Source organism: Agromyces larvae (assembly GCF_022811705.1).
GTDB classification, from domain to species: Bacteria; Actinomycetota; Actinomycetes; order Actinomycetales; family Microbacteriaceae; genus Agromyces; species Agromyces larvae.
On record NZ_CP094528.1, the window covers coordinates 2,186,758 to 2,198,523 of the forward strand.

The 11,766-nt window shown below is 69.6% G+C and carries 6 protein-coding genes; 3 read left to right on the forward strand and 3 right to left on the reverse strand.

Features of this window, described 5'->3' with window-relative positions; genetic code table 11:
- Positions 1-32: 32 nt before the first annotated feature.
- From MTO99_RS10660 to rpoB, 3 genes are all read right to left on the reverse strand, one after another.
- Positions 33-1,205 (reverse strand): hypothetical protein, encoded by a 1,173-nt coding sequence (locus MTO99_RS10660; protein ID WP_243553588.1) that lies wholly within the window; start codon positions 1,203-1,205, stop codon positions 33-35.
- A 233-nt stretch (positions 1,206-1,438) separates the two neighbouring features.
- The gene (gene rpoC, locus MTO99_RS10665; protein WP_243553589.1) at positions 1,439-5,344 is read right to left on the reverse strand and encodes a DNA-directed RNA polymerase subunit beta'; all 3,906 of its coding nucleotides are present in this window, start codon (positions 5,342-5,344) and stop codon (positions 1,439-1,441) included.
- A gap of 41 nt (positions 5,345-5,385) precedes the next feature.
- Positions 5,386-8,877, reverse strand: a complete 3,492-nt coding sequence (gene rpoB, locus MTO99_RS10670; RefSeq protein WP_243553590.1) for a DNA-directed RNA polymerase subunit beta — start codon at positions 8,875-8,877, stop codon at positions 5,386-5,388.
- Between the two features lie 302 nt (positions 8,878-9,179).
- Here rpoB and MTO99_RS10675 point away from each other — a divergent pair, with 302 nt between their 5' ends.
- The 3 genes from MTO99_RS10675 to MTO99_RS10685 all read left to right on the forward strand — a co-directional run bounded on the left by MTO99_RS10675 (position 9,180) and on the right by MTO99_RS10685 (position 11,753).
- Entirely contained in the window at positions 9,180-10,010 is an 831-nt protein-coding gene (locus MTO99_RS10675) for a hypothetical protein (RefSeq protein WP_243553591.1), read from the forward strand.
- 37 nt (positions 10,011-10,047) lie between these two features.
- Entirely contained in the window at positions 10,048-10,794 is a 747-nt protein-coding gene (locus MTO99_RS10680) for a spermidine synthase (protein ID WP_243553592.1), read from the forward strand.
- Positions 10,795-10,898: 104 nt separating this feature from the next.
- On the forward strand, positions 10,899-11,753 hold the full coding sequence (locus tag MTO99_RS10685) for a spermidine synthase (protein WP_243553593.1): 855 nt from the start codon (positions 10,899-10,901) through the stop codon (positions 11,751-11,753).
- The last annotated feature ends 13 nt before the right edge of the window (positions 11,754-11,766 follow it).

The window sequence follows — 11,766 nt, forward strand, 5'->3', positions numbered from 1 at the left end:
GGCCGGCCGGAACCCGCCGCCGCGACGCCCGCCTACCCGACGCTGAGCTTCGGCCCGGCGGCGAGTTCGCGGTCGTACGCCTCGAGCGCCTCGCGGTTGCGCTGGGTGACCGTGCGGCCGCGCGCGGCGATCCATCCGCCGAACCAGACCGGGATCTCCCGTGCGATGACCGCCGCCACGACGGCGAACGGATCGAGCCACCGCTGCGAGATGAACTGCTGCGCCTGCTCGAACGTGAGGGTCCACGCCTGCACGGTGAGCAGCGCCGCACCGATGTACGAGAAGTAGACGAGCACGCCGACCAGCAGCCCGAACACGGCGTACGTCCAGTACGCCCCGCGATTCACGATCGCCGCGAGCAGGGCGAACCCGACGAACGCGGCGATGATCGGCACCCAGAACACCGGACGCGAGACGAAGGTGACGAAGACGCCCGCCGCGTCACCGCCCTGGGCCGACAGCAGCAGGTACGCCACGCCGGCGTAGAGCGCCGCGAACACCAGCGCGCCGAGCGCCGCGACGAGCACGCCGAACCCGCGGTTGCCGCGGTTGCGCGGCGGCGCGGGCGCCTGCACGTAGACGGTCTGCGGGGCTTGGTAGCCGGCACCGACGCCCGGCGCGGTCGCACCCGCGGCGGCACCCGCCGCTGCGCCGGCTGCGGCGGCGCCGACGGTGTCGGTCGACCCGTCGGCGGACACGTAGGTCTCGCGGCGGACGGGCTCGTCCGCGGCGAGCGGATCGCGCAACGACTCGGCGGCGACCGGGGCCGGCAACGCGGTCTCGGGCATGGGCACGGCGTTCGCGCGCTGCACCGCCTCGTCGAGCGCGGCGCGCTGCGCCGCCTCGGCGGCGGCGCGTTCGGCGGCCTCGTCGACGACCGGTGCGGCGTCGACCGGTTCGGCTGCGATCACCTCGGATGCCTCGGACTCGACGGCGGGCTCGGGCCCCAGGTCGACCACGGGCTCGGCGGCCGGTTCGGGCTCGGCGGCCGGTTCGGGCTCGGCGGCCGCGAGCGGCTCGGCGTCGAGGTCGGGCCCGGATACCGCGGATGCATCGGATGGTTCGGATGCCTCGGAGGCAGCCGGCTCGTCGAAGATCGTGGGCTCGTCGTCGACCGGCCCGGTGCCCCCGAGCGCCTCATCGGCGGCGTCGGTGGACTCGGGATCGCGTCGCTCGGGATCCGGCCCGTTCGTCGTGTCGCTCATGATCGCGCTCCTTCCGGGCGCGCTGGGCGCCGTCGGTCGCCGATCATGCTAGCAACGCGGATGCCGCGTGCCGCGGAACCACGCGGCATCCGAGCCATCCGTGCCCTCCGCCGGTCGCCCGCCCACCCGCCCGTGTCTGCAGGACGGACCCGGGGGGTGCCGGCTGGAACGCCGAAGGCCCCGCATCCGATCGGATGCGGGGCCTTCGGGCTCAGCGCCTGACGCGCCTCACGCTAGCTGTAGTTGCCCGGCGTGAAGTCGTCGTTCGAGAACGCGTCGAAGTCGACGAAGCTGAGGTCGCCCTCGTTGAACGTCGCGTCGTCGGCGAAGATGCGGTTCGGGTACCGCTCGGCACGCGCCTCTTCCGTCGCCTCGACCGTGACGTTGCGGTACTTCGCCAGGCCGGTGCCGGCCGGGATCAGCTTGCCGATGATCACGTTCTCCTTGAGGCCGACCAGCGGGTCGCTCTTGCCCTGCATCGCCGCCTCGGTGAGCACGCGCGTCGTCTCCTGGAAGGAGGCGGCGCTCAGCCACGACTCGGTCGCCAGCGACGCCTTGGTGATACCCATGACCTCCTGACGGGCCGACGCGGTGCGCTTGCCCTCGGTGAGCGCGGCCCGGTTGATCTCGTTGTACCGCGAACGGTCGACGAGCTCACCCGGCAGCAGGTCGGTGTCGCCGTGGTCGACCACGGTCACCTTGCGCAGCATCTGACGGACGATGACCTCGATGTGCTTGTCGTGGATCGGCACGCCCTGCGAGCGGTAGACCTCCTGCACACCGTCGACCAGGTGCTTCTGCACCTCGCGCACGCCCTTGACCCGGAGGACCTCCTTCGGGTCGACCGTGCCGACGATGAGCTGCTGACCGAGCTCGACGTGCTGGCCGTCCTCGACCAGCAGGGTCGAACGCTTGAGCACGTTGTACGCGATCGGCTCGTCGCCGTTGTCGGGCGTGAGGATGACCTTGCGCTGACGCTCGGTCTCGTCGATCGTGATGCGACCAGGGGCCTCGACGATCGGCGACGCACCCTTGGGGGTGCGGGCCTCGAAGAGCTCCTGCACGCGGGGAAGACCCTGCGTGATGTCATCGGCCGAAGCCGAACCACCGGTGTGGAAGGTACGCATCGTGAGCTGCGTGCCGGGCTCGCCGATCGACTGGGCGGCGATGATGCCGACCGCCTCGCCGAGGTCCACCAGCTTGCCGGTGGCCAGCGAACGGCCGTAGCACGCCGCGCAGACGCCGACCGCCGACTCGCAGGTCAGCACCGAGCGCACCTTGATCGACTCGACGCCGGCCGCGACCAGCTTGTCGATCAGCACGTCGCCGACGTCGGAGCCGGCCTCGGCGATGACCTCGCCCGCGGCGTTCACCGCGTCCGCGGCCAGCGACCGGGCGAACACCGAGTTCTCGACGTTCGGGTCGCGGACCAGCTCGCCGGTGGCCGCGTCGACCGCCGCGATCGGCAGGTCGAGGCCCTTCGTCGTGCCGCAGTCGTCCTCACGGATGATGACGTCCTGCGAGACGTCCACCAGACGACGGGTCAGGTAGCCCGAGTCGGCGGTACGCAGGGCGGTGTCGGCCAGACCCTTGCGGGCACCGTGCGTGGCGATGAAGTACTCGGCCACGCTCAGGCCCTCGCGGTACGACGAGATGATCGGGCGAGGGATGATCTCACCCTTCGGGTTGTTCACCAGGCCTCGCATACCGGCGATGTTGCGCACCTGCAGCCAGTTACCGCGAGCACCCGACGTCACCATCCGGTTGATGGTGTTGTCGGCGTTGTTCGCGAACTCCTCCTGCATGGCCTTGGCGACCTCGTCGGTGGCCTTCGTCCAGATCTGGATGAGCTCCTGACGACGCTCGAGGTCGGTCGTGAGGCCCTTGTCGAACTGCGACTGGACCTTCGCCGCCTGCTTCTCGTACTTCGACACGATCTCCTGCTTCTGCGGGAGCTCGACGATGTCGGAGAGCGCGACGGTCACGCCCGAACGGGTCGCCCAGCGGAAGCCGGCGTCCTTGATGCGGTCGAGGGTCGCGGCGACCTCGGTCTTCGGGTAGCGCTCGGCCAGGTCGTTCACGATCTGCGAGATCTGGCTCTTGCCGGCCTGCTTGTTGAAGAACGGGTAGTCGGCGGGGAGCGCCTCGTTGAAGATCGCACGGCCGAGCGTGGTCTCGAACAGGAACGGCTTGCCCTGCTCGAAGCCCTCGGGCTCGTCGCCCTCGGCGAAGTGCAGCCCGTCGAGACGGATCTTCACCTTCGCGCCGAGGTCGAGCTTGATGTCGCCCGGGCGGTTCTGGTCGAACGCGAGGATCGCCTCGGCGATCGACGAGAACGCACGGCCTTCGCCGTTCGCGCCGTCCTTCTGCGTGGTCAGGTGGTGCAGACCGATGATCATGTCCTGCGAGGGCAGGGTCACCGGGCGGCCGTCCGACGGCTTCAGGATGTTGTTCGACGCCAGCATCAGGATGCGGGCCTCGGCCTGCGCCTCGACCGACAGCGGCAGGTGCACCGCCATCTGGTCGCCGTCGAAGTCGGCGTTGAACGCCGCGCACACGAGCGGGTGGAGCTGGATGGCCTTGCCCTCGACGAGCTGCGGCTCGAACGCCTGGATGCCCAGGCGGTGCAGCGTGGGCGCACGGTTCAGCAGCACGGGGCGCTCGCGGATGATCTCCTCGAGCACGTCCCACACCTGCGGGCGGCTCCGCTCGACCATGCGCTTGGCGGCCTTGATGTTCTGCGCGTGCTGCAGGTCGATCAGGCGCTTGATGACGAACGGCTTGAACAGCTCGAGCGCCATCTGCTTCGGCAGGCCGCACTGGTGCAGCTTCAGCTGCGGGCCGACCACGATGACCGAACGGCCGGAGTAGTCGACGCGCTTGCCGAGCAGGTTCTGACGGAACCGGCCCTGCTTGCCCTTCAGCATGTCGCTCAGCGACTTCAGCGCACGGTTGCCGGTGCCCGTGACCGGGCGGCCGCGGCGGCCGTTGTCGAACAGCGCGTCGACGGCCTCCTGCAGCATGCGCTTCTCGTTGTTCACGATGATCTCGGGCGCGCCGAGGTCGAGCAGGCGACGGAGACGGTTGTTGCGGTTGATCACGCGACGGTAGAGGTCGTTCAGGTCGCTCGTGGCGAAGCGGCCGCCGTCGAGCTGCACCATCGGGCGCAGCTCGGGCGGGATCACCGGCACCACGTCGAGCACCATCGCAGCCGGCGAGTTGCCGGTCTGCAGGAACGAGTTCACGACCTTGAGGCGCTTGATCGCACGGATCTTCTTCTGGCCCTTGCCCTCGGCGATCTGCAGGTGCAGGTCGTCGGCCTCGGCCGCGAGGTCGAAGCTCTCGAGGCGCTTCTTGATGGCCTCGGCGCCCATGTAGGCGTCGAAGTACATGCCGAAGCGGTCCTGCAGCTCCTGGAAGACCGAGTCCTCGGGCTTCAGGTCGCCGACCTTGAGGGTGCGGAAGTCCTCCCACACGCGCTCGAGGTGCGCGATCTGCTCGTCGGCCGACTTGCGGACGCCGGCCATCTCCTTGTCGGCGGCGGCCTCGGCGCGCTTGCGCACGTCGGCCTTGGCGCCGTCGGCCTCGAGCTCGGCGAGCTCGGTCTCCTTGCGCTCCATCAGCGTCGCGATGCGCGCGTCGCGCTGCTTGCCGATGGTCTCGATCTCGAGCCGGAGCTCGTTCTCGAGGCCGGGCAGGTCGGCGTGACGGCCGTCCTCGTCGATGTCGATGACCATGTACGCGGCGAAGTAGATGACCTTCTCGAGGTCCTTCGGCGCCATGTCGAGCAGGTAGCCGAGGCGGCTGGGCACACCCTTGAAGTACCAGATGTGCGTCACCGGGGCGGCGAGCTCGATGTGGCCCATGCGCTCACGGCGCACGGACGACTTGGTGACCTCGACCCCGCAGCGCTCGCAGACGATGCCCTTGAAGCGCACCCGCTTGTACTTGCCGCAGGCGCACTCCCAGTCGCGGGAGGGGCCGAAGATCTGCTCGCCGAAGAGCCCGTCCTTTTCGGGCTTCAGCGTGCGGTAGTTGATCGTCTCGGGCTTCTTGACCTCGCCGTAGGACCACTTGCGGATGTCCTCGGCGGTGGCCAGGCCGATACGAAGCTCATCGAACGTCGTTGCGTCGAGCAATTTCTCTCCTAGATTCCTGAAGTCGTTTCGTACCTGGCGGATCAGATCTCGTCGATGTTCGACGACTCGAAGCGCGCGGAGATGTTGATGCCGAGCTCCTCCGCAGCGCGGAAGGCCTCGTCGTCGGTGTCGCGGAGCGAGACCGCCGTGCCGTCGGCCGAGAGCACCTCGACGTTCAGGCAGAGCGACTGCATCTCCTTCATGAGCACCTTGAACGACTCGGGGATGCCGGGCTCCTGGATGTTCTCGCCCTTGACGATCGCCTCGTACACCTTGACGCGGCCGAGGATGTCGTCGGACTTGATGGTGAGCAGCTCCTGCAGCGCGTACGCCGCGCCGTAGGCCTCGAGCGCCCACACCTCCATCTCGCCGAAGCGCTGGCCGCCGAACTGCGCCTTCCCACCGAGCGGCTGCTGGGTGATCATCGAGTACGGGCCGGTCGAACGCGCGTGGATCTTGTCGTCGACGAGGTGGTGCAGCTTCAGGATGTACATGTAGCCGACCGAGACGGGGTACGGGAACGGCTCGCCCGAGCGGCCGTCGAACAGCTGCGTCTTGCCCGACGAGTCGATGAGCCGCTCGCCGTCGCGGTTGGGCAGCGTCGAGTCGAGCAGGCCCGCGATCTCGGCCTCGAGCGCGCCGTCGAACACCGGGGTCGCGACCTTGGTGTTCGGGGCGGCCTCGTGCGCCGCCTTCGGCAGTCGCTTGGCCCACGCCGGGTTGCCCTCGACCTTCCAGCCCTGCTTGGCGACCCACCCGAGGTGGGTCTCGAGCACCTGGCCGAAGTTCATGCGACCGGGGATGCCGAGCGGGTTGAGCACGACGTCGACCGGGGTGCCGTCCGCGAGGAACGGCATGTCCTCGACGGGCAGGATCTTCGAGATGACGCCCTTGTTGCCGTGGCGGCCGGCGAGCTTGTCGCCCTCGGTGATCTTGCGCTTCTGGGCGATGTAGACGACCACGCGCTGATTGACGCCCGAGCCGAGCTCGTCGTCGCCGTCCTGCGCGTCGAACACCTTGACGCCGATGATCGTGCCCTGCTCGCCGTGCGGCACCTTCAGCGACGTGTCGCGCACCTCGCGGCTCTTCTCGTTGAAGATCGCGCGGAGCAGTCGCTCTTCGGCGCTCAGCTCGGTCTCGCCCTTCGGCGTGACCTTGCCGACCAGGATGTCGCCGGGGCGGACCTCGGCGCCGATGCGGATGATGCCGCGCTCGTCGAGGTCGGCCAGCAGGTCGGGGCTGACGTTGGGGAGATCACGGGTGATCTCCTCCTTGCCGAGCTTCGTGTCGCGGGCGTCGACCTCGTACTCCTCGATGTGGATCGACGAGAGCACGTCGTCCTTCACGAGGTTCTGGCTGAGGATGATCGCGTCCTCGAAGTTGTGACCCTCCCACGGCATGAACGCGACGAGCAGGTTCTTGCCGAGCGCGAGCTCGCCGTTGTCGGTCGCGGGACCGTCGGCGATGACCTCGCCGACCTCGATGCGCTCACCGGCGTTCACGACGACGCGGTTGTTGTACGACGTGCCCTGGTTCGAGCGGTCGAACTTGCGCAGGTAGTAGGTCTGCGTGCCGCCCTCGTCGAGCTGGATGGTGACGGCGTCGGCCGAGACCTCGGCGACCACACCGGCCTTGTCGGCGGTGATCACGTCGCCGGCGTCGATCGCGGCGTAGCCCTCCATACCCGTGCCGACGACCGGCGAGTCGCTGCGCAGCAGCGGCACCGCCTGACGCTGCATGTTCGCACCCATGAGGGCGCGGTTCGCGTCGTCGTGCTCGAGGAACGGGATGAGGCTCGTCGCGACCGAGACCATCTGGCGCGGCGAGACATCCATGTAGCCGATCTCGTCGGCCGGGAACAGGTCGACCTCGCCGCCCTTCTTGCGGGCGAGGACGCGGTCCTCCTGGAAGTGGCCGTCGGCCTTCAGCGGCGCGTTGGCCTGGGCGACGATGAAGTCGTCCTCTTCCGCGGCGGTGAGGTAGTCGATCTGGTCGGTGACCTTGCCGTTCACCACGCGACGGTACGGCGTCTCGATGAAGCCGAACGAGTTGATGCGCGCGAACGACGCGAGCGAGCCGATGAGGCCGATGTTCGGGCCTTCCGGCGTCTCGATCGGGCACATGCGGCCGTAGTGCGACGGGTGGACGTCGCGGACCTCGACGCCCGCGCGGTCGCGGGACAGACCACCGGGGCCCAGCGCCGACAGGCGGCGCTTGTGGGTGAGGCCGGCCAGCGGGTTGTTCTGGTCCATGAACTGCGACAGCTGCGAGGTGCCGAAGAACTCCTTGATCGCCGCGACGACGGGTCGCACGTTGATCAGGGTCTGCGGCGTGATCGCCTCGATGTCCTGCGTGGTCATGCGCTCGCGGACCACGCGCTCCATGCGCGAGAGACCGGTGCGGACCTGGTTCTGGATCAGCTCGCCCACCGCGCGGATGCGACGGTTGCCGAAGTTGTCGATGTCGTCGACGTCGAGACGGATCTCGACGTCCTTGCCGTTGCGACGGCCCGGCAGGGTCGCCTTGCCCTCGTGCAGCGCGGTGAGGTACTTGATCGTGGCGACGATGTCCTGCACGGTGAGCACCGAGTCCGTCAGCGGGGCCTCGAGGCCGAGCTTCTGGTTGATCTTGTACCGGCCGACCTTCGCGAGGTCGTAGCGCTTCGGGTTGAAGTAGAAGTTGTCGAGCAGCGCGCGCGCCGCCTCGGTCGCCACCTGCTCGCCCGGGCGGAGCTTGCGGTAGATGTCCTTCAGCGCCTCTTCCTTCGTGAGGATGTTGTCCTTCTCGAGGGTGAGGGCGATCGACTCGTAGCCGGCGAACTCCTCGAGGATCTCCTCCGAGGTGAGGCCGAGGGCCTTCAGGAACACCGTGACCGACTGCTTGCGCTTGCGGTCGATGCGCACGCCGACCTGGTCGCGCTTGTCGATCTCGAACTCGAGCCACGCGCCGCGGCTCGGGATGACGCGCGCGGAGTAGATGTCCTTGTCGCTCGTCTTGTCGGGGGTGCGCTCGAAGTAGACGCCGGGCGAGCGGACGAGCTGCGACACGACGACGCGCTCGGTGCCGTTGATGACGAAGGTGCCCTTCGGGGTCATCAGCGGGAAGTCGCCCATGAACACCGTCTGGGTCTTGATCTCGCCCGTGAGGTGGTTCATGAACTCGGCGTTCACGTAGAGGGGAGCGGAGTAGGTCTTGCCCTTCTCCTTGCACTCCTCGATGGTGTACTTCTCGGGCTCGAGCTCGGGGTTCGAGAACGAGAGCTGCATGGTCTCGCCGAGGTCTTCGATCGGGGAGATCTCCTCGAAGATCTCCTCCAGACCGGTGGCCTCGGGCAGGTCCTGACGACCCTCTTCGATCGCAGCCTCGACGCGTGCACGCCAAGCCTCGTTGCCGACGAGCCAGTCGAAGCTCTCGGTCTGGAGGGCGAGCAGATCGGGTACGGTGAGGGTGTCGGTGACCTTCGCGAACGAGAGGCGGCTTGCACCGCGTCCGTTCTTCTGGGTGGGCGTCGATGCGTTGCGCGCAGCAGCCAAGGAAATGACCTCCGGGGCCCGATGAAGGGCCGTGTTCACTGTCGATGGTGGTGGAGTGGACCCCTCAGACGGATGCATCTCCGGTGGTCGAATGACCCCGGACTCGCATGGAAGCCGACCGCAATATGAAGGCAAGTTGGGTCTGGGAGCGCAAACCTCAACTATAAGCGATCCGACGCGCCATGTCCAGTCGAATTCTTGACCTCGTCGCCGATCTCGGGTATAACCCCGCGCGGGCCGCTGTGCGGACGGGCCGCGAACCGGCATCCTTGGTGCACGCACCACCCTGACGAGGAGGCCAAATGCCCGATTCCGCGCCCGGCACGCACCAGACGGATGCCCCGCCCCGCGATCCCCGCACGACGCGATTGCGAGGCATCCGCCGGGGTGCGGTCATCGTCCTGGTGGTCTCGCTCGCGGTCACCGCGCTCATCGGCATCCTCGTGCTGCTCGGCTCCGACTTCGGCGACGCGCAGGTCAGGGTCCTGTTCACCACGCTGCTCGTCGCGGGGTTCAGCAGCGTGGTGCTCTGCCACCTCGCGATCGCCGGTCGCTCGGTGCGGGTCGTCGGGTTCGTCGGGCTCGCCGTCAGTGCGATCGCACTCGTGCTCGGGGTCGTGACCATCTGGGTTCCGTGGACGCCCGAGGTCGCCGGATGGATCGAGCCGGTCGGTCGCGGGTTCCTGATCGCCGCCGTCGCCGCGCTCAGCCTCGCCCATGCGAATCTGCTGCTGCTCCTCGCCGGCCGACGGCACCCCGCCATCCGGGTCGCGCTCGCGGTCACCCTCGCGGCCGTCGCGGTGGTCGCCGTGATGGTCCTGCTGCCGATCCTCACCGAGTGGCCGTCGAACCTGGACTACTGGCGCGTGCTCGGCATCGTCGCGATCGTCGACGCACTCGGCACGATCGTGCTGCCCGTCATCGGCGGGCTGCTGCGCGATCGGCCCGAAGCCGTCGCCCCGGCGGATGCGCCGGCGGCAGCGCCGACCCACGACGCATCCGGCGGAGCATCCGATCTCGAACGCCGCATCGCGGAGCTCTCGGCCCGGACCGGCCTCGATCGCGACACCCTGCTCACCGCCGCCCTCGACGCGTTCGAAGCCGAGCGCGCGCCGGGGTCGCCGACGCCGTAGGCGAGCGGTGCGGCGGCGCCGGTGGCACGATGCCGGTATGGGCATCGAGTTCGACGTGAACGGCATCGCCGGCGGGGTCACCCTGCTCGTCGACGGGCACGCGCAGTCGCACGTCGACCCCGCCGACCCGACCCGGCTGTTCTTCGAGTACGTGCGGCGCATCGGGCACGTGATCGACGCGATCGGGCTGCCGGGTCAGCCGATCCGCGCGCTGCACCTCGGCGGCGGCGGGCTCACCCTGCCCCGCTACGTCGAGGCGACCCGGCCCGGCTCGCACCAGCTCGTCGTCGAGCACGACGCCGACCTGGTTCGGCAGGTGCTCGAGCGGCTGCCGCTTCCGGCCCGCGCCGACCTGGCGATCTCGGTGGCGGATGCCTCGACGGCGCTGCCGTCCCTCGCGAAGGCGGCGTACGACCTCGTGGTGCTCGACCTCTACACCGGGTTGGAGCCGCCCGCGTTCACGACCGACCGCGCGTTCCTGGCGGATGCGGTCGACCGTCTCGGCACGGGCGGGATGCTGGTCGCCAATGTGGCGGATGCCGCGGGGCTCGCGCGGCTTCGCGAACTCGCGCGCGTCGTGGCGCGCGTGCGGCCCGAGGCCGAGCTGCTCGTCGCGGGCGACCCGACCGTGCTCGGCGGCGCCGAGGAGGGCAACGCGGTGCTCGTCGCCGCCCCGGATGGGCTGCCGCCGCTCCTCGAGCAGCGCCTGCGCGAACGAGGCCCGCACCCCGCCGAGGTGCTCGTCGGCCCGCGCCTCGACTACGTGCTGTGGGACGCGTGCTGACCGCGAACCGCACCGAAGGCACCGTCTTCAGTCGAGGGCACCGAATGCGGTGCCTCCGAGTGCAGACGGTGCCGTGATCGGGGCGAGGGCGTAGCGTGGCATCCGTGCCCGACGCCCCCGAACGCCGCCTCGCCGACAGCGGCTACCTCGCCCGGCTCGAGCCGTCGCGCCAGCAGCCCGGCTCGTGGACCCTCGTCGTCGACGGCACCCCGCAGTCGCACGTCGACCTCGAGCGCCCCGAGTGGCTCGGCTTCGAGTACGTGCGCCGCATCGGGCACGCGATCGACCTCGTGGCGGCCGAGGGCGAGCCGATCACCGCGCTGCACCTCGGCGCCGGGGCGCTCACCCTGCCGCGCTACGTCGCGGCGACCCGCCCCGGATCCCGCCAGCAGGTCGTCGAGCTCGAACGCGACCTCGTCGAGTTCGTGCGCGAGCACCTGCCGCTCCCCCGCGGCGAGCAGATCCGGGTGCGCACGGGCGATGCGCGCGAGGTGCTGCAGAAGCTGCCCGCCGGGCTCGACGGGGCCGTCGACGTGGCGGTGGTCGACATCTTCTCGGGTGCGCGCACGCCGGCGCACGTGACGAGCGTGGAGTTCCACGAACTGCTCGCGCGGCGCATGCGCCCCTCGGGCATCGTCACCGTGAACGTGGCCGACGGCGCCGGGCTCGCGTTCGCCCGCTCGCAGGCCGCGACCCTGCAGCACGTGCACGCGCACGTCGCGATCGCCGCCGACGCGCAGATGCTGAAGGGGCGCCGCTTCGGCAACGTCGTGATGTACGCCTCCGCGTCGCCGCTGCCCTTCGATCGGATGCCCCGACTGCTCGCGAGCGACCCCGCCCCCGCGAAGCTCGTCGAGGGCGACGAACTGCGCCGATTCGTCGCGGGCGCGAAGATCGCGACGGATGCCACCGCGGTGCCGAGCCCGCCGCCGGCCCGCTCCGTCTTCCTCTCGCGCTGACCCGGCCGGCGTC

Coding starts and splice junctions, on each gene's coding strand:
- MTO99_RS10660 (WP_243553588.1), bottom strand. CDS start 1,205: ATGAGCGACACGACGAACGGGCCGGATCCCGAGCGACGCGATCCCGAG.
- MTO99_RS10675 (WP_243553591.1), top strand. CDS start 9,180: ATGCCCGATTCCGCGCCCGGCACGCACCAGACGGATGCCCCGCCCCGC.
- MTO99_RS10680 (WP_243553592.1), top strand. CDS start 10,048: ATGGGCATCGAGTTCGACGTGAACGGCATCGCCGGCGGGGTCACCCTG.